18 protein-coding genes and 1 tRNA gene are annotated in these 23165 nt (G+C 42.3%); 15 read left to right on the top strand and 4 right to left on the bottom strand.

The window, feature by feature from the left end; all coding sequences use genetic code 11:
- The first annotated feature begins 119 nt into the window (after window positions 1-119).
- From B3O12_RS02020 to B3O12_RS01970, 11 genes are all read left to right on the top strand, one after another.
- The gene (locus B3O12_RS02020) at window positions 120-3170 is read left to right on the top strand and encodes a SusC/RagA family TonB-linked outer membrane protein (protein ID WP_286755104.1); all 3051 of its coding nucleotides are present in this window, start codon (window positions 120-122) and stop codon (window positions 3168-3170) included.
- 22 nt (window positions 3171-3192) lie between these two features.
- Window positions 3193-4689, top strand: coding sequence for a hypothetical protein (locus B3O12_RS02015; protein WP_286755102.1), 1497 nt, complete (start codon window positions 3193-3195; stop codon window positions 4687-4689).
- 69 nt (window positions 4690-4758) lie between these two features.
- The gene (locus B3O12_RS02010) at window positions 4759-5265 is read left to right on the top strand and encodes a hypothetical protein (RefSeq protein WP_286755101.1); all 507 of its coding nucleotides are present in this window, start codon (window positions 4759-4761) and stop codon (window positions 5263-5265) included.
- A gap of 40 nt (window positions 5266-5305) precedes the next feature.
- The gene (locus tag B3O12_RS02005; protein WP_286755100.1) at window positions 5306-5734 is read left to right on the top strand and encodes a hypothetical protein; all 429 of its coding nucleotides are present in this window, start codon (window positions 5306-5308) and stop codon (window positions 5732-5734) included.
- 62 nt (window positions 5735-5796) lie between these two features.
- Window positions 5797-7656: an SGNH/GDSL hydrolase family protein gene (locus B3O12_RS02000; protein ID WP_286755099.1), complete on the top strand. Its 1860-nt coding sequence runs from the start codon at window positions 5797-5799 to the stop codon at window positions 7654-7656.
- A 185-nt stretch (window positions 7657-7841) separates the two neighbouring features.
- The gene (locus tag B3O12_RS01995; protein ID WP_286755098.1) at window positions 7842-11168 is read left to right on the top strand and encodes a CRTAC1 family protein; all 3327 of its coding nucleotides are present in this window, start codon (window positions 7842-7844) and stop codon (window positions 11166-11168) included.
- Window positions 11169-11216: 48 nt separating this feature from the next.
- On the top strand, window positions 11217-12182 hold the full coding sequence (gene rfaD / locus B3O12_RS01990) for an ADP-glyceromanno-heptose 6-epimerase (RefSeq protein ID WP_286755097.1): 966 nt from the start codon (window positions 11217-11219) through the stop codon (window positions 12180-12182).
- A gap of 47 nt (window positions 12183-12229) precedes the next feature.
- Window positions 12230-12379, top strand: a complete 150-nt coding sequence (locus B3O12_RS01985; RefSeq protein ID WP_286755096.1) for a DUF5989 family protein — start codon at window positions 12230-12232, stop codon at window positions 12377-12379.
- A gap of 11 nt (window positions 12380-12390) precedes the next feature.
- A complete protein-coding gene (locus B3O12_RS01980) occupies window positions 12391-14202 on the top strand; it encodes a carbamoyltransferase family protein (protein WP_286755095.1) in 1812 nt (603 codons plus the stop codon).
- A gap of 1 nt (window position 14203) precedes the next feature.
- Complete coding sequence (locus tag B3O12_RS01975) at window positions 14204-14569, top strand: SxtJ family membrane protein (RefSeq protein ID WP_286755094.1); 366 nt, start codon at window positions 14204-14206, stop codon at window positions 14567-14569.
- A gap of 71 nt (window positions 14570-14640) precedes the next feature.
- Window positions 14641-15060 carry a 6-pyruvoyl trahydropterin synthase family protein gene (locus tag B3O12_RS01970; protein WP_286755093.1) on the top strand — a complete coding sequence of 140 codons (420 nt, stop codon included), beginning with the start codon at window positions 14641-14643 and terminating at the stop codon, window positions 15058-15060.
- A gap of 55 nt (window positions 15061-15115) precedes the next feature.
- Here the strand turns inward: B3O12_RS01970 and clpX are convergent, their stop codons facing one another.
- The 4 genes from clpX to B3O12_RS01950 form a co-directional block, all read right to left on the bottom strand.
- Window positions 15116-16342 (bottom strand): ATP-dependent Clp protease ATP-binding subunit ClpX, encoded by a 1227-nt coding sequence (clpX, locus tag B3O12_RS01965; RefSeq protein WP_189631447.1) that lies wholly within the window; start codon window positions 16340-16342, stop codon window positions 15116-15118.
- Between the two features lie 6 nt (window positions 16343-16348).
- Window positions 16349-17017, bottom strand: a complete 669-nt coding sequence (locus tag B3O12_RS01960) for a ClpP family protease (protein WP_189631446.1) — start codon at window positions 17015-17017, stop codon at window positions 16349-16351.
- A 92-nt stretch (window positions 17018-17109) separates the two neighbouring features.
- Entirely contained in the window at window positions 17110-18441 is a 1332-nt protein-coding gene (tig, locus tag B3O12_RS01955; RefSeq protein ID WP_189631445.1) for a trigger factor, read from the bottom strand.
- A gap of 62 nt (window positions 18442-18503) precedes the next feature.
- A tRNA-Leu gene (locus tag B3O12_RS01950) sits at window positions 18504-18585 on the bottom strand.
- 109 nt (window positions 18586-18694) lie between these two features.
- Here B3O12_RS01950 and B3O12_RS01945 point away from each other — a divergent pair.
- Genes B3O12_RS01945 through B3O12_RS01930 form a run of 4 tightly spaced genes read left to right on the top strand, consistent with a single transcriptional unit; the run spans window position 18695 to window position 23050 of the window.
- The gene (locus B3O12_RS01945) at window positions 18695-20914 is read left to right on the top strand and encodes a RelA/SpoT family protein (RefSeq protein ID WP_189631444.1); all 2220 of its coding nucleotides are present in this window, start codon (window positions 18695-18697) and stop codon (window positions 20912-20914) included.
- Between the two features lie 49 nt (window positions 20915-20963).
- Window positions 20964-21422, top strand: a complete 459-nt coding sequence (locus B3O12_RS01940) for a Fur family transcriptional regulator (protein ID WP_189631443.1) — start codon at window positions 20964-20966, stop codon at window positions 21420-21422.
- Between the two features lie 2 nt (window positions 21423-21424).
- On the top strand, window positions 21425-21766 hold the full coding sequence (locus B3O12_RS01935) for an STAS domain-containing protein (protein WP_189631442.1): 342 nt from the start codon (window positions 21425-21427) through the stop codon (window positions 21764-21766).
- A 15-nt stretch (window positions 21767-21781) separates the two neighbouring features.
- Window positions 21782-23050: an adenylosuccinate synthase gene (locus B3O12_RS01930; protein ID WP_286755092.1), complete on the top strand. Its 1269-nt coding sequence runs from the start codon at window positions 21782-21784 to the stop codon at window positions 23048-23050.
- The last annotated feature ends 115 nt before the right edge of the window (window positions 23051-23165 follow it).

The following is a 23165-nucleotide window of genomic DNA, read 5'->3' as shown; positions in this document are numbered from 1 at the left end:
CATGCTGCTCAGACTCCCCATTTTGTTTCGTCATTATTATTAATTGATGACATTTTATTTTATGTTTGACTTTCTAAACAAACTTTTTAATCAACTATTAAACTAAAAACGAAAGCAAAATGAAGAGAATTTTACTGACTTGTTTCTCGTTGGTGCTGATGGTTTTAACCACCTCAGCATTTGCACAGAGCAGGATAGTTACCGGTAAAGTTACTGGTTCAGACGATGGTCTTCCATTGCCTGGTGTGACTATCTTGTTGAAGGGTACGACCACAGGTGTACCTACTGAAGCCAACGGAGAGTATCGCATTGAGGTGCCAGGTCCGGATGCTGTTTTAGTATTCAGATTCTTGGGCTATGTGACTCAGGAAGTGGTAGTAGGGGACAGATCTGTGATCAACGTGCCTCTATCTCCTGACGTGGCTAACCTGGGAGAGGTTGTTGTAACTGGTGTGGCGGCAGCTACTCCGGCTAAAAAACTTCCTTTCACAGTAAGTTCTGTTAACGAGAAAGTATTCCAGCAAGTACCTGCTACTGACGTTGGATCTGCACTTGCAGGTAAAATTGCTGGTGTAAGGGTTCAGCCAAGTAACGTACCTGGTGGAGGACCAGCTATTCAGATTAGAGGTAACACCTCTCTTGCCAGAGGAAGTTCACCACTTATCGTATTAGATGGTGTATTCGTTGAAGGATCTTTGGCAAACATTAACCTACAGGATGTGGAGCGTTTCGAAGTATTGAAAGGTGCTTCTGCGGCTACTCTTTATGGTTCACGTGCTGCTAATGGTGTAATTGCCATTACTACTAAAAGAGGTAGAAACCTTGAAGTAGGAACTACTGAAGTATTTGTAAGAACTGAGGTGGGTAACCAAAACGCTTACAACTCAAGATCTCCTGAGAAAGCGGTTAATCACCCATTCCAGATTGACCCGGCTACTGGTGATTTCCTTTTGGATAACACTGGTACTGCTGTTGACGATCCAAGTGGTATCTCTGATGGGGAGTTCCCTAGCTACAGAGATCATATTAAAGATTTCTTCCAGGGTTCAACTTTCCTTACTCAGTATGCAAGATTGAGTACAAGAGGAACTTCAGGAAACATGGTGGTTTCTGCTGAGTACCAAGACCAAACTGGTGGTATTAAACTACACGATGGTAGCCAGCGTTACAACATTGCCTTTAATGCTGACCAATACTTGGGAGACAAACTCACTTTGTCTACCAGTATGAAGTTCATCCATCAGAAAAATGACAACCGTCCAAGAAACATCAGAACTTTGACCATGATGGATCCAAGTGCTGATCTTTTCGCTCCTAACGAAGAGGATGGTTCTCCTTACAACTACAATGCTAACCGTTTCTCTCCAACGTCAGAATTTAACCCATTCTATCAGTTGGCAAATCAGAGAAATGAGTTTGTTAGAAGAAGATTTGTTGGTTCTGCTGCATTGAAGTACGAAATCATTAGAGGTCTTCAATTAGAAGGTCAGTTCGGTTTAGATACTTGGATGGATAAAACGAGATTCTATCAAGACATTGGATACCTAGCTAACCAAGGTGTTCCAGGTGTAGGTAACCTTTCTCGTTCATTTGATGACTACCAAGCAATCAACACATCTATTAAGTTGACATATGCTAAGAAGTTAGGTGACTGGAATATCCGATCAAACGCCTTCTTCTTGTATGAGCAAAGAGGTGGTACTGGATTCAATATTAGTGGTTCAAACCTTGGTATCCCTGGTTTCGATGATATTGATAACGTAACTCTTTCTCCAAATGATGGTATCCCTTACCTAAATGGTGACTCATTCGATCAAGATCTTATCGTATCGAACAGTTTCTCATTCTCAGTAGGTGGTGACTACCTTGATAAGTACCTTTTCGATATCGTGGTAAGACGTGACGGTAGCTCATTGTTTGGTGAGGATAACCGTTGGAATACTTTTGCTCGTTTCTCAGGTGGATGGAGATTCACTGAGGACTTGGATATCCCTGGTGTTCAGGAAGGTAAGATTAACGCATCATGGGGTCAGGCAGGTACTCTTCCTAACTTCGATGATAGATTCGAGATTGCCACAGTTACCAACGGTAATGTAAATAACCCTACTAATTTACCTAACCCACTTATCGGTCCTGGTATTACAGATGAGATTGAAATTGGTTTGAACGTTGAGTTCCTTGACAGATTTACTGCCGCTGCTTCTTATTCTAAGCAGGACAACAGAAACCAGATTCTTTCTGTACCTCTTTCTGCTGCAACCGGACGTAGCTCTCAGGTGCAGAACGCTGGTACCTTGGAAACTAACACTATAGAATTCACATTGGGTTATACTGCCATTCAGAAGAATGACATGAACCTTGATTTCAACTTGATCTTTGACAGAACTCGTCAGGAAATCACTGAATTCGACAGACCAAGATTCCCTACCGGATTGAACATCTGGGATGTAGGAAACTCTCCAACAACCATGTTCGGACGTAAAATTGCTCGTTCTGTAAGTGATTTGACCGTTCTTGATGATGGTACAGTGGCTAACGTTTCAGGTGGTTTGACTCCTGCAGACTTCAAGGTAAACAGAGATGGTATCTTGATCGTTGCTGCTAACGAATTTACTGCTAACGAGGCTGCTGTATATATTACAGATGAGTCTGGTGTGCAGAGAGATGACTTGTTGATTGGTGATGCTCAGCCTAACTTTAACATGGCTATGCAAACAAACTTCAACTACAAAGGGTTATCAGTGTTCATGTCATGGGAATACCAGAACGGTGGAGATACTTACTACCAAGGTGGTCAGTGGTTGGCTAGAGACAGGTTACACCCAATGTTTAGCCAAGGACAGTATCCTGAAGGACAAAGACAGTACAACACTTATTTGTTGACTATTTATAACGTAAACAGAGCAACTGACTTCTGGGTTGAAGATGCTACGCACCTGAGACTAAGAGAGCTTTCTGTTGCTTACAATTTTGGTTCGGCTCAACTTGCTAAAATTGGATTGGATAATGTGTTCAAGAGAATGAACGTAAGCTTGATCGGTAGAAACTTGTTGCTTCTTAGCAAGTACCCTGGATACGATCCTGCTACCGGTGGCTTCAACTCTAGAGTTGATGACTTCAACTTCCCTCTTGTAAGGACATTTACTGGTTCAGTTTCGTTCACTTTCTAATAATTAAAAACAGTAAAGAACAATGAAAAAAACGTTCAAAAAATTAGGAGTAATGATGGTGGCCTTGGCTGTCGTTCTTACTTCGTGTGAAGATTTGGAGGTTGAGAACTTAAATGACCTCGATAGTAGGGCAGTTTATGCTGATGCAACTTCTCTTCCTAGCGTAATTGACGGTGCGTTCCTTACCTGGTGGCAAGGAATTCAGTTGAGCTCGCCTAACATGCCTGTTTCGGTGGCGGCTCAAACATTGAGTTCAAGCTGGGGTAACTGGGGTATGCAAGATTTGGGTACTATTCCAAGAGCCCCAATCCAAAACACCGTGACCTATAACAACCGAGCGTTCATGACAACGCCTTGGTATAACCTTAACAACGCTCTGGCTCAGGCCAATGAAGTGTTAAGAGTATTGGAAACAGAGTTTAACGGCTCTATTCAGGATAATCAAGGTAATGACCTGACAGCTCAAACTGTGGCTAACGCCAAAATGCTTCAAGGTCTTACTCTAGGTTGGTTGGGTCTTATTTTCGACCAGGCCTTTATAGCTGACGAGTCTTTGAGTGCTGAGGATCTTGCTGCTTTAGAGATGAGTCCTTACACTGATGTGATCGAAGCTGCTGTGACTAAGCTGACTGAGGCTGCTACTATGTTTGCCGCAAACAGTGGAACTACTCACACTGCGATCAACGGTTTGAATTATGATAACACTGGTGCTGCTCAGTTCTGTAGAGCCTATGCCGCTAAGCTTTTGGCTTACAAAGCCAGATCTGGTGCTGAAACCGCTGCTAACGATTGGAATAGAATTCTTACTTTGGCTAACGGTGGTACTACTGCAGACATTTCACCTGCTGGTGATGGTCAGTTCTGGTGGACTAGAATTCTAATTCAAGGACAGTTCCCTCTATGGTCTAGAGTTTCACAACGATTGATCAACATGATGGAAGGTGGTATCGGTGGTCCTAGTACCAACGATCCTAATCATCCAACAGCTCCATATCCATGGCCTGATGGTACTAGCACTCTTCCTGAGATTACCAATCCAAGAGATGCTAGAATCACTAAGTACTATCAGTACAATACAGGTGTGCAGTTCCAGTCAGCAAGAGGTTATTACTTCTTCTCAAGCTACAATTTCAGAAAGTATCCTGATTATTTGGCCGCTTTCTTAGGACCTATGCCTCACTTGACTTTGAATGAGCAAAACTTAATCAAAGCAGAAGCATTGATCAGAACTGGTGGTGATAAGTTGCAGGCTGCGGCTTATATCAACAACACCAGAGTAGATAATGGTGAACTTCCAGCTCTTACTGGTTTAGAGTCTAATGCTGATATGCTTAAGGCACTTTACTATGAGCGTTTGGTAGAGTTTACCTGGGATGGCGCGTTGAATGGTTGGTTCTTCAGAAGAATGACTACTGTAGATCAGTATCAGCTTCAGCCGGGAACTCCTCAGCAAATGCCTGTTCCTGCTCAAGAACTTGAGATTCTTGGTATTGATGTGTACACTTTTGGTGGTGTATAAGACCATATTTAGATAATTTTAAGCCCCGGTTTACCGGGGCTTTTTTATTTCCCTTTAATCCATTTATTGATGATGACTAAAATAAGATTGGCCGTATTATTAATCTTTTCTATTAGCCTGGCTATGAGCTGTAATTCTGGAGGAGATAAAGTGAAGTATGTGCTAGCCGAAACAGTTGAGATAGAGTATTATGATACACTTAAGAAAGATGAGTGGATTTCTATTGATGGTGTTACTTTTAAACACTTAGACACGTACGAGGCATTGAAGGAGGACTCCATTCCGGAAAATGAATTCTACACCGTTGATATCCTTCCAACAACTCTCCAGCAGATTTATATTCCCGGTGCTGAATCGCACGAGTTTCTCTCTACCTATGGCGATGCTCAGGTGGTATTTGAGCTTTTTAAACATTTAGCAGTGAAGAGCGATGAACAAGGCAATCAGATATATAAGTTTGCTGGTCACTCGTTAGACATGTCACGTGGTAAGATGACCCTTATGAGGCATGATGGAAAGAAAATCAAGGTGAGCACCAGTGAGGGATATGGTGCCGCTGTGCGTAAAGTGGAATGATATTTGATGATTTTACGACTGCTAACTAAACTATATAACTATGAGACTTTCAATTATTACAGTTTTATTCTGCCTTTCTGTAGCTGTCCAGGCACAAACTAAGAACCCGGCAGATACAACGGTTTACTTTTTTGGCAACTTTGAGCTCAAGAGTGGACTGCAAGTTTTAACTGACACTGACTCGTTGGTTGTATCAAAGAAAATGTTGGTTAGTAATTTGTCAGCTGTGCAGGCAACCAATAAACAATTGTTACTAAGAGTAGCCAAGGAACAGCTAGGAGCTAAAGCCATGAGGTTAAAGAACCCTAATACGAGCAAGCTAATTCACTTTTTTGCCACTAAGCCTGAAATGGAAGAAGCCGTTCGGCAGCTCAAGTTTTCAAATGAAAATAGTTTATATTACCTGAGAGACTTTGAATTTATCAAAGAGGTTGGGCTGCAAGGGCCCGGCAATCCGGTGATAAAATAATTGAGTCATAGAATTGACAAAAGCCCTTTGCCATTGTTTAAGTATGGTAAAGGGCTTTTTTTATGAAAAGAATAGTTTTCTATGCTATTACTCTCCTTACTCCTATCATTCTGTTAATTGCGTTGGAGCTTTTACTCAGAATGTTTGGTTATGGAGAATCTCCTCAGCCGCTCTTTGTAACAGACAAATTTGATAGTGGATATTGGACGCTTAACCCAAGATTTGCAGAGCGTTACTTTAGTGACCAGGCGTTTGCAACCGCCCCACAATACGAGGTTATGGAAAAGGCTAAAGGAGACTCTACGTTCAGGGTTTTCGTTCAGGGAGCCTCATCCTCTGCAGGCTTTCCGTATCACAATGCCTCATTTCCAAAGCTCTTGGAGCAAAGACTGCAAGCACAGTACCCCACGCTTAATGTAGAAGTCATTAACACCAGTCTAGTAGCTACGAATAGTTATGCTATGCTTGACATGGCCAATGAGATTATCAATGCTCAGCCCGATATGGTCATTATTTATGGCGGCCACAATGAGTATTATGGAGCCCTTGGAGTAGCTTCTACCCAGTCAAAGGGTAGTTCTCCGCGGTTGGTAAATACCTATCTCAGTTTAAAGAAGTACAGAATTGTACAGTTGCTTAGTAAGCTAACCCAGAGCATAAGGGCGAAGGCTAACTTGCCCAATTCAAGGTCCCATACGCTCATGGCCAGAATGATCAGAGAAGATGCTATCCCCTACGGGTCGGACCTTTATGTAAAAGGGTTGAAACAGTATGAGTTTAATTTGTCGAGGTTGCTCAATAAGTATCGCAGGGCGGGAGTTAGCGTGGGGCTCTCCACGTTGGTGTCAAACCTGGCAGATTTTAGCCCGTTTCTTTCGGAAAACGGTAGTGAGAGTGCCCTGACTTTATACAATGATGGTTTAGAGAAAAGAAGGAATGGTGAACTCGAGGAGGCGGTTTCCTTATTCAACAAGGCTAAAGATATGGACTTGCTAAAGTTTAGAGCTCCATCAGGTATCGACTCCCTTATTATTCAACTCAGCGATAAGTATGAAGCGCGTTTGATTGACATAAAAGATGCTTTTGAACAATACAGTCCTGACCGATTAATTGGTGGTGAATTGATGCATGAACATGTGCATCCCAATTTAAAGGGGCAACGGCTGATGGCCGATAGAGCTTTTACTGCGGTTGCTCAAACAATTGCCGAACAATGGGGGCTATTTCCCTCTCAAGGAGGTGGCTTTCAATATGCCATTGCTCCGGCCGATAGTCTTTATGCCGAAATACTGATAAGTCAACTATTGCTCGACTGGCCATTTAACAGAGGTGATGAGTCACAGCGCATAGACCCCGGCTCAAGAGCAGCTCAGGTTTTTTCAGGAGCTATTTCATGGGACCAGGTTTTACTCGATAGCTATTATTCCCAGTTGGGGAGTACTCCGTACCAGGCCCTGCAAACGGCAAGAGTAATGCTTCAGGATTCGCCTCATAGAGAAGAACCTTACCTTTTAACAGGAGAAGCCTACCTCCGTTTGGGGCAGTTCGAAAAAGTTGAACAGCTTCTGTCTGCCATGCCAAAGCAATTACAGTCTGTAAGAATTACCACCCTACGGCAGAAAAACGCTATAGCCAACGATCAGTTCTATCTGGCGGCAGAGTTGACCAAAGAGTTGCTTAGTCAGAAACCCAAAGACTATCTCTTGTCCAATCAACTCAAGAGTATTGAGTCAATTATTCTTTTGTTGGAGCCTGGGAAGAAACTGCATGAAATGCCTGAATCAGTCCTGTTAGATGCTTTAGAGGGATATATTTTCCTTGAAAAATCAGAAGCCGCGCGGCAATTGCTAGGCAGTCTGAAAGTTGGCAGAGACTCAAGCGAGAGGTTATTGTCGTTAGAAAGAAGGCTTGGTAGTATCTAGATTATTTGGTTCTTGATATTAGTGTCCGAATGAATCGATACTTTTTCTACATAATTTAGGATTATCGGTTAAAGTTGCTCTGTTTCTGAAAATTATATTCTAATCCCTTTTTTTGAGTTCATAACTTTTTTTAAGTTGTCTGTTAGGCAAGGTTCAGCTTTGCCGTGTCAACCTTAAACTAAGCTGTGAATAATCGATATCTGACAAGTCTTGTTCTTGCCATCAGTGTTGTTGTATGCATTGGTTGTGGCAAAAAAAGTGGAAGAAATGCCATCTTTCAGTCCATAGATACGCGCTCCTCCGGACTAAATTTTCAAAATATCCTTTCCGAATCAGATTCAATCAACGCCTATACTTTCCTATATATCTACAACGGTTCAGGTGTTGCAATTGCCGACCTAAACAACGATGGCCTTAAAGATGTAGTGATGGCCGGAAATATGGTTCCTACTACAGTATATGTGAATAAAGGTGATTTACAATTTGAGCCGCTTGAACTCCCTCTGCAAGGAGTAATTCCTTGGGTGCATGGAGTGAGCATTGTAGATATTAACAATGACGGCCTTCAAGATATTTATTTAAGTGTGGGGGGGATAAAAAAATCTGCGCAGGCCGCTAACAAGCTTTATGTAAATAAAGGTGATATGCTTTTTGAGGAAGGAGCTGCGCGCTTTGGTTTGGCCGACACTTCACTGACCACGCATACGGTGTTTTTCGACTATGATCAAGATGGCGATTTAGATGCTTATCTTCTTAATTATGAGAATAACCCCAATAAAGACCCCAATGTTATACGGCCAAAGAACCTCTCGGGCAATACCGTAAGCCAGGATAGGTTATACAGAAATGATGGCGAGATTTTTAAAGAAGTGTCTGCACAAGCAGGGATAATACATGAAGGCTATGGATTGGGTATTCACACCTCAGACTTTAATAACGATGGTTGGTTAGACATTTATGTTAGCAATGATTTTGCCTATGACGACCTTCTGTATATCAATCAACAAGATGGTACCTTCAAAGAGTCTTTAAACCTATATTTTGAACATACCAGCAACTTCGGTATGGGTATAGATCTGGCCGATGTAAACAATGATGGAAAACCAGATTTGTTACAAGTAGATATGCTTCCTGAAGACAACAGAAGACAGAAAAAGCTCCTGAGCGGAATGAACTACGATCGGCAGCAGATGCTATTGGCAAGAGGTTATCTGCCGCAATACATGCGCAACACACTGCAACTGAACACAGGGAAGGAGAAGTTTCAGGAAATAGGCTATCTGGCTGGTATAAGTACAACAGACTGGAGTTGGAGTCCGCTTATTGCCGACTTAGACAATGATGGTCTTAAAGATATTTACATTACTAACGGCTATGTAAAGGATGTTACGGATGTTGATTTTAGAGATTATGTAGTTAATGAAACCAGAAAGAGAAACAGAGTCTTTGATCCTCAGGTGCTTATAGGAGCACTGCAAGACCTTAAGGGCGAGAAGGTATTAAACTATGCTTTTAGAAATACGAATGGGCTTCAGTTCTCCAATGTTTCAGAAGAGTGGGGCATAACCCAGCCAAGCTTTTCTACCGGAGCAGCCTATGGCGACTTGGACAATGATGGCGATTTGGACTTGGTGGTAAACAACTTGAACGACCCGTCTTTTCTTTACGAAAACATGAGTTCTCAGAAGTTTAAGAAGAACTATCTGCAAATAGACTTCAGTATAGACGGCAACCAACAATTGGCCATTGGAACAAAAGTGGTAGTTGCGCTTAATTCAGGAGAAGAACTAATGGCCGAGGTTAACCCTTACAGAGGCTTCCAATCCAGCGTAGACCCGACCGTTCATTTGGGCCTTGGTGAGTCCTCTTCAATAAAGGAAGTTAAGGTGATTTGGCCCGACCTTTCGGAATCTGTTCTTAGTGATGTTAAGATCAACTCCCGAATAACAGTTGAGAAAAATAAAGTAGAAATAAAGAAGTCTGCGCCTTCAGCCAATGTAGCCCAGGCCTTTGTAGATAAAGCTGAAGAAAGAGGCATAGACTTTACTCATCAAGAGTCTCCTTATGTAGACTTTAAAAGAGAAGCAATGCTGCCGCACAAACTATCGACCGAAGGGCCTGTTACCGCATTGGGCGATGTGAACAACGATGGCCTTGAAGATTTCTACATTGGAGGATCGGCAGGTCTGCCGGCTGCAATTTTCTTGCAAAAGCATGGAATACAAGGAGCTACTTTCGAAAAACGCCTCATCGAAGATCAGAAAGAAAGTGAAGATGCCGGAGCCTTGTTCTTTGATGCAGATTCTGACGGTGATCTTGATTTATATGTGGTAAGTGGTAGTAATGAATTTCCTGTAGGAGACGAACGATACCTCGACAGACTCTATTTAAACGATGGTAATGGCAACTTCGTGCGAAGCAAAGAAAGTCTTCCGCTGGCTTACTATAGTGGCAGTGTGGTGGTAGCTAATGATGTAGACGGAGACGGAGACCTCGACCTGTTTATTGGTGGCCGATCACTACCCCAGAATTACCCAAAGCCAGGCACTTGTCAATTGTTAATTAATGAGAAAGGCAAATTCATCGATAAGATTGATGCATACGCACCATCGCTTAAGAATGTAGGGATGGTAAAAGACGCTAAATGGGTAAATCTATTAGGCGATGAGAAAAAGGAGCTGCTGGTGGCCGGTGAGTTTATGCCCCTAATGATCTTTGAAGTGGCTAATGGTATTATTAAACCCAGAGCCAGTATAAGCGGGCTGGAAGATTACGTGGGTTGGTGGAATACCATAGAAGTTCTCGATGTTGAGGGAGATGGTGACATGGATATAATTGCAGGAAATCTAGGGTTGAATAGCAGATATAAGGCATCTGCTACAGAGCCATTGAGCGCATATGCCAGTGATTTTGACGGAAATGGAACACTCGATGCCGTGCTTACCTATTACAATCAAGGTAGGGAGTATCCGTTGGCCGACCGGGCTACAATTACTCAGCAAATGCCTCCCATAAAGAAGAAGTTTACCAATAATCTTAAATACGCTGAATCGACTATAGATAAAGTCTTACCACAACCCGTGTTAGAAAGAGCTTATCAAGTAAAGGCGACACATTTTCAGAGCTCATACTTTATAAATAATGGCGATGGAACCTTCCAAATGAAGGAAATGCCACTTCAGGCACAGTTTACAAGAGTTAACGACATGCTCATTTTTGATTACGATCAAGACGGATACCATGATATCCTACTAGCCGGTAATTCTTATGGCACCGAGGTATTTACCGGTAATTATGATGCGCAAACCGCACTTCTTTTGAGAGGTAATGGAAAGGGTGAGTTTGAGGCAGTGCCACTTTTCGGTTCAGGCTTTATAATGGAAGGAGCCATAACCGCTGTAGAGAAAATTAGTATAGATGGCGACTCACACATCCTTACACTTCTTAATGCAGACAAGGCTCATCTTTTTAGGGTAAACTCGGTAGACTGGTTAAGTCAGTCTAAGCTTTGATTCCCCTTTTCATAGTTATCCGGTATCTTTGGCACCAAAACAACAACAATGATCATTGTAACAGGTGCCGCAGGGTTTATAGGGAGCTGTCTAATTAGCAAGCTCAATCAAGAAGGATTCAATAATATCATTGCAGTCGATAAATTCGACACCCCCGCTAAGAACAAAAACCTGAAAGGAAAGAAAATAACTCAGCAGGTAGAGAGAGGTTCATTCTTCCATTGGTTAGACCAAAATCATAAGCAGGTTGAGTTTGTTTTTCATTTAGGAGCGCGAACCGATACTACGGAGTTCGACATGGAACTGCTCAATGAATTAAACCTGAACTACTCCAAACAGATGTGGAATAAGTGCATTGAGTATCAGATTCCATTAGTTTATGCCTCATCTGCCGCTACTTATGGTGGTGGAGAGCATGGGTATAATGATGATCATTCCGTTATCGAAAATCTTGCCCCACTAAATCCCTATGGTATCTCTAAAAATGAGTTCGACAAATGGGTGCTGAAACAGGAACAACAGCCGCTCTTTTGGGCCGGGCTCAAGTTTTTTAATGTGTATGGTCCCAACGAATACCACAAAGGCAGAATGGCCTCCGTGATATTCCATGCATTCAATCAAATTGGAAATACAGGCCAAATGAAATTGTTCCGATCCCATAATCCGGACTTCAAAGACGGTGGTCAAATGCGCGACTTTGTGTACGTTAAGGATGTGGTAGAAGTATGTTACTTCCTCATGCATCACCGAAAAGACTCGGCCATTTACAACCTGGGGAGTGGAGAGGCCAGAACCTTTCTAGATCTCGTAAATGCCACATTTAAGGCCATGGACAAAGAACCTGTAGTGTCTTTTATCGATACCCCGGCAGACATAAGAGATAAATATCAATACTATACCCAGGCCAATATGGATAAGTTAAAAGCCATTGGCTTCACAAGACCATTTACTCCTTTAGAAGAAGGAATTGACGACTATGTAAAGAACTATTTGCAAAACGATAATTATTGCTAGCTTGGGCAAAGATGCTAATACGCATTGAATAATGTTAGTGAAGCCCTATGAACCAAATTAAAGAGCTCTTTCAGTTTATGGCTACCCGAAAAAGGCTTTGGCTGGCACCCATAATCATCGTTTTGGTATTGCTAGGCCTATTGATTGTTTTTGTAGAAGGTTCTGCTGTAGCACCATTCATATATAGTATGTTTTAATTCCATCCGCAATGTATGTGCTCGGTGTTTCAGCTCTTTATCACGATTCGGCAGCCTGTATTATTCACGATGGAGAAATACTGGTAGCTGCTCAAGAAGAACGATTTACCAGGCTAAAGCATGACTCCACATTCCCGGTCAATGCCATTCGGTTCTGTTTAGAATACACTCATTTGAGCCTGGAGCAGATAGACCATGTGGCTTTCTATGAAAAACCATTATTGAAATTCGAGCGAGTACTGGAAAACTTTTTCGATATAGCTCCTAAGGGAGTATGGGCCTTTGTTCGCTACATGCCTGCGTGGGTAAAGCAAAAAGTTTTTTTCAGAAAGTATCTCAAAGACAAACTAAAAACCATAGACAAAACAGCAAAAAAACTGCCCACTGTTAAGTTTGTTGAACACCACCTGTCTCATGCGGCCTGGGCCTATTACACATCTCCCTTTAAAGATGCCGCTGTGCTTACAATCGATGGTGTGGGTGAATGGACTACCACTGCTTTATACCGGATACAAGATGGAGCTATTCAACTTATAAAAGAGCAGCATTACCCACATTCCCTTGGCCTTCTCTATTCTGCATTTACCCAATACCTGGGGTTTAAGGTGAATGATGGAGAGTATAAAATGATGGGCTTGGCCCCTTATGGCAACAGTGAAAGCTATACCTATAAGAGAGCAGAAGAAACCATCAAAAAACATCTGGTAAGGGTGTTTCCAGACGGTTCAATTCGCTTGAATATGGAGTTCTTTTGCTTTCAGTTGGGGAGCCGAATGATTCATCAGAAACGATGGGAACAGATGTTTGGACTGCCAATGAGAAATAGTGCAGATCAAATCAGGCAAGAACATTGCGATTTGGCCCTGGCCATACAGAACTTTACTGAACAGGTTGTTTTAAAGTTGGTTAGCCATTTAAAGTTAGAAACCGGAGAGGAGAACCTTTGTCTGGCAGGAGGTGTGGCGTACAACTGTGTGGTCAATGGGAAAATAATAGAGCAAGAAATTTTTAAAAGTGTTCATGTGCCTCCCGCTGTTGGCGATGCAGGCTCGGCCGTGGGAGCCGGCTTTTTGGTCAGCAGCTTGTTAGGCCATGTGGCAAAAGATACACGCTACCTCAAAAATGAGATCTCATTTTTGGGGCCTCAGTTTACCAACACTGAAATTTCGTCAGTTTTGCGGTCGGTAGACGGTCCAACAGTGCCATACCAGACTGGTGAACTTTTAGATAGAGTAGTGGATGACCTGATACAAGGTAGGGTAGTAGGCTGGTTTCAGGGGAGAATGGAATTTGGTGCTCGGGCACTCGGCTCCCGGTCTATTTTGGCCGATGCTGCCAACCCGGGCATTCAGGAGCAGCTCAATAGAAAAATAAAGTATAGAGAATCGTTCAGGCCTTTTGCAGTCATACTCCTAGAAGAAGACTTGCAAGACTACTTTAACCTGAATCAGCCAAGTCCTTATATGGCTATTGTAGCCCAGATAGCCGAGCAATGGAGAAAGCCAAGACCGCATAACTACGAGGCTCTTACCATTAAAGAAAAGTGTCAATGGGTAAATTCGAGCTTTCCCGGTATTGTACACGTAGACTACTCCAGCAGAATACAAACGGTAGATAAAGAAACCAACAGGCTTTTATATGAGCTATTGCTTAAGTTTAAAGAAAAAACCGGGCATTCGCTTTTAGTAAACACAAGCTTTAATGTAAACAATGAACCTATTGTTTGTACTCCTCAAGAGGCCTATCAATGCTTTTTGAGTACTCACATGGACAGCCTGGCAGTTGGTAATTTTTACATCACTAAAGAAAACGACCATGTTTAAAATGCCTAAACCTACGAACCCCCACGCTATGGTTCTGGGCTTTGTGGCCGGCCTGCTGGTTATTAACTACTTTGTTGAAAAGGAGTGGATCACATATCTGGTTATAGCCACTTCCGTTTTGTGTAGCATTTCCGGCAAACTAGCCCACGCACTGGCAAGCTTGTGGTTGGGTCTTGGGCACCTGTTGGGTAGAATTAACGGAGCCGTTTTGCTTAGCCTTTTATATCTCCTTATCCTTACTCCATTGGCCTTGCTCAGAAAGTTGGTGGATAGGAAAAAAAGGAAGAGAGGCGTAGAGCAAGCCCAAACAGCCTTTGTGTCCAGATCGCATCTATTTACAGGTCAGGATATTGAGTTACCCTGGTAGGTAGTAATCTTTCCGATTAGACATGTCCCTTGCTCAGAAAACACTTATATTTGCAGCCAATTTTAGAAAGTATGGTTTACGTCAGTAGAAAAGAACATTTCACCGCTGCACACAAGTTGTATAATCCCAATTGGAGCGATGAAAAGAATCAGGAGGTTTTTGGTCCCTGTGCCAATGCCAACTGGCATGGCCATAATTTTGAGTTAATCACCACTGTAAAGGGTATGCCAGATCCGGAAACCGGTTTTGTAGTGGATTTAAAACAACTTTCTGAGCTTATTAAAGCTGAGGTGATCGATAAGCTCGATCATAAAAACCTCAACCTCGATGTAGATTTTATGAGAGGTAAAATGGCGAGCTGTGAGATATTAGTGATGGAGATATGGAAAATTTTGGCACCCAAGGTAGATGCCATTACTCCACACGGCAAGCTTCATTCGTTAAAGCTCTACGAGACCCCAAGAAACTTTGTAGAGTACTTCGGGGAATAAGAGTCGATCGGCAAAAGAAACCTGAAATAGATTGGGTTAAACCTCGTTCGACTTCTTACGCCACCTTAAGTTTCTTGAACTTAGACTTCTCGAACTTCTCTCTTGCGTATTTTTTGTCAATAACCAGCTCCTGTGTTTCAGGGTCAGAGGGCAACTCAAACATAGCATCGGTCATAATTGCCTCACAGATAGAGCGAAGCCCCCTGGCACCAAGCTTGAACTCCAACGCTTTTTCGACTATATAGTCAAGCGCACTTTCTTCGAACACCAGCTTTTTTTCTTCCATATCAAAAAGCTTGGTGTACTGCTTTATCAGAGCGTTCTTAGGAGCTGTTAGAATATTTTTGAGAATCTCCGGATCCAGAGGATTCAGGTGAGTGACAATAGGAAGCCTACCGATCAACTCCGGAATCAGACCAAAGTTTTTAAGGTCTTGAGCATTTACATATTGGTGAAGGTTGTCGCGATCAACCTGCATCTGTTCATCCTTACCTACAGCAAAGCCCAGAGGCTGAGTGTTCAATCTGTTGGCAATGTGTCGCGAAATACCATCAAAAGCACCACCACAGATAAACAAAATGTTGTCTGTATTTACCGAGATCATTTTCTGATCAGGGTGTTTTCTTCCTCCCTGAGGGGGGACATTTACGGCCGTTCCCTCTAAAAGCTTTAAAAGTGCCTGCTGAACACCTTCACCGCTAACATCGCGCGTAATGGATGGATTATCCGATTTGCGGGCTATTTTATCAATCTCATCAATATAGATGATTCCTCGTTCGGCAGACTCAACATCATAGTTGGCCGCCTGGAGAAGTCTGGTGAGAATACTTTCAACATCCTCTCCAACATAACCAGCTTCAGTAAGAACTGTAGCATCAGCTATGCAAAAAGGAACCTGAAGTATTTTGGCCAGCGTTTTAGCAATGTAAGTCTTGCCCGTACCTGTTTCACCAACCATGATGATGTTGGACTTTTCAATCACAACATCATCATCGTTAGATTTTTGAATAAGCCGCTTATAGTGATTATAAACAGCTACAGAGATTACCTTCTTGGCTTCATCCTGACCTACCACATACTGGTCAAGATACTTCTTCATTTCAACCGGTTTAATTAGGTTGAATTTAGGAGAGTCTTCAGAAGACTTCGTTTTAAGTTCTTCCGAAAGAATCTGGTTGGCTTGAGTAATACAGTGATTACATATATGGGCATGAATACCCGATATCATCAAGTCAACATCTTTTTTGTTGCGTCCGCAAAACGAACAAGTAACCTCTGCCATAATCTTTTATTTTCTTGAGAGTACCTCGTCAATAAGACCATACTCTTTAGCTTCAGCCGCACGCATCCAATAATCTCTATCAGAGTCTTGCTCAATTTTCTCGTAAGGCTGGCCAGTGTGTTTTGATAAAATGTCGTACAAGTCCTTTCGTAGTTCCTGCATCTGCTTTAGGGTAATTTCCATGTCTCTGGACTGCCCCTGCATACCGCCACTTGGCTGGTGAATCATTATTCTTGAGTGAGGTAAAGCGGCTCTTTTGCCTTCCGCTCCGGCACTCATTAGCACTGCAGCCATAGAAGCAGCCATACCGGTACAAATGGTAGCCACATCGGGCTTAACAAACTGCATGGTGTCATACATGCCCAAGCCGGCATATACAGACCCACCAGGGCTGTTGATATACATGGTGATGTCTCTTTGAGGATCTACCGACTCCAAAAAGAGCAACTGTGCTGTAATAATGTTCGCAATATTATCGTCTACCCCCATGCCTAAAAAGATGATTCTGTCCATAATAAGTCTGGAGAAAACATCAATTTCTGCAAATCGGGTCGGTCTTTCTTCAATAACCGAACGAGTCATGTTCTCTACCCAATTCGTATAAGCATCGAATGTAGAACCCTGAACTCCCTGATTATGAATAGCGTATTTTCTGAATTCGTCTTTGTTGATCATTAGTTTAATTCACCTTAACTGAACAAAATTAAAAAAAAAGCCCTTCCGAGAAAGGACTTTCATTTAACATCTTGCAAGTACCAAAGGTTCGCTTACTTATTAACGATTTCCTTGAACTCGTCCAGACTAACTTTTTTCGACTTAATTTCGATCTTCTCTTTGATGAATTCGAGCACCTTTTCTTCCTGCACCTGCTCAGCCATTTTCATATAATTTTGACCGTTTTCGCCTTGTAGGTAGTGCTCAACAAACGAATCCATCTGATCGGCCAGCTGTCCTAATCCTGATCCTCTAAATTGAGCCTCAATCATTTTTTGCGTGGCTGCTTTAATGTCCTCATGCTCAGGCTTAATCTCGTTCTCCTTTGCTACCTGACCTGAAATGAGGTTCCATCTTAGCTGATCGGCATAAATGTCATATTCTTTCTCCAGGTCAGCATCGGTCACTTTGCCTTCACTAGAAAGCTTCAACCAATCTTTAAGGAACCCATCGGGAAGGGCAATCTTGGTATTCTTAATTAGCTCGTCCTGAATGGTTTTATTTAACCAAGCCGTGGTTTCTCTTGAGTAATTTTCAGATATAGTATCGGCTACTTTAGCTCTGAATTCTTCCTCGTTCGAAACAGTATCCGGGCCGAAGGTTTTGTCGAATAACTCCTGATTCACCTCAGCCAATTCTCTTCGGTTTACATTCTTAACTTCAAAACTGAAGTTTAGGTCCATGCCTTCGATTTCATCAGGTGTTTTTCCTAAATGAGCGGCTTGCTGACTTTTCTCTTTGAAAAGTTTGCCCAAATCGAGAGCAATCACATCGCCCTTCTTTTTGCCTACAAACTTCTTAGCATTGGTTTTGGTAAGTACAGAAGGATCGAAAGTAGTGTCATGGCTAAAGTCCGTGCCTTCTTGAGTTAGGGTGCCATAAAGCAAATCTCCTTCTTCGCTCACTTCCGGGTTAGTCATTTTTCCAAACTGACTTCTGACATCGTCAATGGTTTGGTCAATAACCTTGTCGTTTACGTCAATCTCGTACTCGGTTACTTTTACCTTTTTTGTTAGGTCTACTTTAAAGTCGTCAACAAGACCAATGTTGTACTCGAACTCAAAGTCCACCTGATTGTCCCAGTCTACCGATTCAATTTGCTGCTGGTTGGGAATTGGCTCTCCCAAAATTTTAAGCTCATTATCTCTAATGTAGTCTTGGATAGCATGACCTACCATATGGTTGATTTCATCAACCAAAATAGACTTGCCGTACATTTTCTTGATAAGACCCTGTGGAACCTTGCCCTGTCTGAAACCTTTGATCTGGGCTTTTTTGCTATAGTCCTTGATCTTTTCGTTTACTTTCGATTGATAATCAGCTTCGTTTAATTTAACTTTAATAGAAGCGACATTCGAATCTTTTTTGTCTAAAGTAATGTCCAATGCTTTACTGTTTTTGTCAATAAATAAAAACCCTCAAATCTTTCGACCGAGGGTTCAATTTGTGCGGATGGAGGGACTCGAACCCCCATGCCCGGAGGCGCTAGATCCTAAGTCTAGTGCGTCTACCAATTTCGCCACATCCGCTGGCTGTTTCGAAATGGATTGCAAAGGTATAGGAATTCCTTTTGAAGTCAATAAATTGTTTGCATATTTTTTTAACACTTATAACCTTACTTCTAGCTAACTTTACTTTATGATTGCAGTTGATGTTGAAGCGGAACGAAAAGAGATTCTTAGAAGGTATAGAAGACTGCTTAGAAAGGCCAAGCCCTTTCTGAAAGATAATGATGCCAAACTCATTAAGAAGGCTTTCAATTTGTCGCTGGATGCGCACAAAGAGATGCGCAGAAAATCAGGAGAGCCATATATCTTTCATCCACTGGCAGTAGCCGAAATCTGCGTTGAAGAGATTGGTCTAGGTACTACATCCATTATAGCGGCACTTCTTCACGATGTGGTAGAAGATACCGAGATTGAGCTCGATGAAATAAAGAACTCCTTCGGTCCAAAAGTGGCCAAAATTATCGATGGTCTCACCAAGATATCTGGAGTGTTCGATCATGGTAGCTCTCAACAGGCCGAAAACTTTAGAAAAATGCTGCTTACCCTTTCAGAAGATGTTAGGGTTATTTTGGTGAAGTTGGCCGATAGGCTACACAATATGCGCACATTGGGTAGCATGCCTCGTCATAAGCAGCTCAAGATAATTTCTGAAACTATTTATCTATACGCCCCCTTAGCCCACAGATTGGGTCTATATGCCATTAAGTCGGAGCTCGAAGATCTTTGGCTCAAATACACCGAACCGGAGATATATCAGGACATTGTAGAAAAGATTGCCGAGAGCAAATCGTCCAGAGCTCGTTTTATTAAAGGCTTCATTGCCCCAATATTGGACGAACTCAACAAGACAGGTCTAAAGTACGAGGTGAAAGGCAGGCCAAAGTCAATCTACTCCATTTGGAATAAGATGAAAAAACAGAGCATACCTTTTGAAGAAGTGTACGATCTGTTTGCAGTCCGCATAATTCTCGATACGCCATACGATCAGGAGAAGTCGGCCTGTTGGCAAGTATATTCCATAGTAACAGATTTTTATACACCCAACCCCGACAGGCTACGAGATTGGGTAAGCACCCCCAAGGCCAATGGGTATGAATCGCTCCATACTACCGTAATGAGCCGCACCGGTAAGTGGGTTGAAGTACAGATTAGAACTCAACGTATGGACGATATCGCAGAAAAGGGGTATGCCGCTCACTGGAAGTACAAAGACGGAATGAGTCCATCTCATGAGTCTGGTCTGGAAATGTGGATTCAGAAGGTCAGAGATATGTTGGAGCAAAACGATACCAATGCCATTGAATTTGTGGACGACTTCCGCTCCAACCTCTTCAACGAAGAAGTTTTCATATTTACTCCTAAAGGAGACCTCAAGATACTGCCTAGTGGCGCAACCGCACTGGACTTTGCTTTTGATATACACACCGAAATTGGGGCCAAATGCCTCGGAGCAAAAGTTAACAACAAGCTGGTACCACTCAATTACCAGTTAAAAAATGGAGATCAGATTGAAATACTTACCTCAAACAAGCAAAAGCCCAATGAAGATTGGTTGAGGTTTGTTGTTACCTCCAAGGCTAAATCCAAGATTAAAGACACCCTTAAAGAAGCAAAAAAACAAGCAGCCATAGACGGAAAGGAAATTGTGCAGCGCAAGCTCAAGCAAATGAAGATACCCTTCGATGGCGATGTGGTTAACCAATTGAGGGCATACTTCGATGAAAAAACAATTATTGATTTTTATTATAAAGTAGGCCGCGGAATAATTGACCCCTCTCAAATAAAAAACTTCAGAGACTTTAAAAAAGAACGTACAAAGTCCCTTAAGGTCAAGGCCGAAGAGTTTGAGTTTACAGACGACATTAAAAAGGCCGAGCATGGCGGTAAAGACATACTCCTTATAGGAGAAGATATGGATGTGCTGGATTATCGCTTTGCCAAATGCTGTAACCCCATTCCGGGAGACGATGTCTTTGGGTTTATCACCGTCAATGAAGGGATAAAAATCCATCGTACCACTTGCCCCAATGCTCCCGAACTACTTTCACGCCATGGCAACCGCATTGTAAAGGCCAAGTGGATGTCTCAACAACAAAATGCCTTCTTGGCAGTGCTCCGCATCATAGGTACCGATAGGGTAGGATTGATGAGAGACGTAACCGATATTATCTCAGGCGAACTTAAAGTAAATATGCAGTCCATCAGCATTGACACCGAGACAGGAATTTTCGATGGGCAAATTCGGTTATACGTAAACAGCACCAAGCACCTCGATGAACTCATAAGAAAACTAGAAAAGGTTACTGGTGTGATGAGAGTTACGCGCTACGATTCCACTCATGAAATCTAGCTGCGGCTATTCCATAAACTATTTTATATTTGCACCCTAACCCGGAGTAATGGCGCTTAATCCAAAAGTATTCGATCAGGTAAAACAGATATTTACAGCCTACCTGGAAAATAAGACGTTGCGTAAAACGCCCGAACGATTCGCCATACTCGAAGAAATTTATACAAGAGACGGTCATTTCGATGTTGAATCTCTGTACATCAGTATGAAAAACAAGAACTACAGAGTTTCCCGGGCCACTGTATATAATACACTCGATCTGCTCGTTGAATGCGATCTGGTTACCAAACACCAGTTCGGTAAAAACATGGCCCAATACGAAAAGTCATACGGTTTTAAACAGCACGACCACATTCTCATGATGAACTCTTCTGAAGTTATTGAGTTTTGCGACCCAAGAATCCAAAACATCAAAAACACCCTGGAAGAAATGTTCGATATAGACATCATGCATCATACCCTGTACTTTTTCGCTAAACCAAGGGCCAAAAAAGCCAAAATCGACTAATCATGACATTTAAGAGCTACGAAAACCAGGGAGTCATTGTACTCCAAATAGAAGGTAATTTAATTGGCGAAGAAGTAGGGTCAGGTCTGCTCGATGCTGCCAACGATGCCATTAACAATGGGCTCGTACAGTGTGCAATAGATATAGAAAAGGTGAAATACATTAACAGTAGTGGTATCGGTGTACTCATTACGTTGCTCACTAAGTTTAGAAATCAAGAAGGAGAAGTCATTATTGTAAACCCTTCAGAACACGTAAAAAAGCTGTTAATAATTACCAAGCTCACAGCAATCTTTAAAATAGCCGACTCAGTAGAGCAGGCCGTTAACGAATTAATTTCCTGATAGAATAAATAAATAATGAAAGTAGACGTCTTATTAGGCTTACAATGGGGAGACGAGGGAAAAGGTAAGGTTGTAGATTACCTTGCTCCAAAGTACAATGTAGTGGCAAGATTTCAGGGAGGGCCCAATGCAGGCCACACGCTAGAGTTCGATGGCCACAAACACGTCTTGCATCAAATTCCATCAGGTATATTCAGAGAGCAGATCCTCAACATTATTGGTAATGGAGTCGTGCTAGACCCGGTGATCTTTAAGAAAGAGATAGAAGGTTTGGCCAAGTTCAATATAGACTTTACCAAAAACCTCTTTATCTCAAAGAAAACTCAACTCATTTTGCCCTCACATAAATTGCTGGATGCTGCCTATGAGCATTCTAAAGGAAAAGATAAAATAGGTTCAACCTTAAAAGGTATAGGGCCTTCATATCAGGACAAAATTGCCCGAAACGGACTGAGAGTTGGAGATATACTGGCTCCTGGCTTCGAAGATCGCTACAGAAACCTCGTCAATAAACACGAGAGAATACTTCAGCATTATGACTTTGAGTATGACCTCAACCAGGTAGAAAAACCATTCTTTGAGGCAGTAGAGTTTCTGAAGAACTTCACTCTGGTTAATTCAGAATATAAGATTAACGAATGCATACGCTCCAATCAGACAGTGCTGGCGGAAGGAGCGCAAGGATCGTTGCTAGACATCGACTTTGGGAGCTACCCCTATGTAACCAGTTCCAATACAATGACAGCCGGAGCCTGTACGGGTTTGGGAGTAGCTCCCAAAAACATTGGAGAGGTGTTCGGTATCTTCAAAGCCTATTGTACGAGAGTAGGAGGAGGGCCATTCCCTACCGAGTTGTTCGATAGTACTGGTGCTGCCATACAAAAAGAAGGCAATGAGTTCGGAGCCACCACCGGTCGGCCACGTAGGTGCGGCTGGTTAGATATTCCGGCACTCAACTATGCCATCATGATTAACGGAGTGACCCAACTTTTTATGATGAAGGCAGACGTTCTTTCCTTTTTAGACGAGATCAAAGTGTGTACGGCATACAAGCTCAAAGACGGAACCCTTACTCAGGAAATGCCATTTCAGTTGCTCGATGAAGAAGTAGAGCCGGTCTATGAAACGTTACCTGGTTGGAGAAAAGATCTTACCAAAGTAAAATCTTATGGCGATATGCCAGACCAACTCAAGCAATACATAGAGTTTATTGAGTCTAAAACTAATACTCCAATAAAGATAGTTTCGGTAGGGCCTGACAGAACTCAAACCGTAATCCGTTGATAACTAGAGTTATCTAAAAATGGCTCAAAAACTTTTTAAAATATTTTCGAAAAGGACTTTATAGATCAAAAATAATCTCCTACTTTTGTCCTCCCGTTTGCAAGGAACGGGGGGA

Origin of the sequence: Roseivirga sp. UBA838 (assembly GCF_002296035.1) — a bacterium.
Classification (GTDB): domain Bacteria; phylum Bacteroidota; class Bacteroidia; order Cytophagales; family Cyclobacteriaceae; genus Roseivirga; species Roseivirga thermotolerans.
The sequence above is the reverse complement of the archived record's forward strand: the minus strand, read 5'-3'. Positions and strand labels throughout refer to the sequence as shown.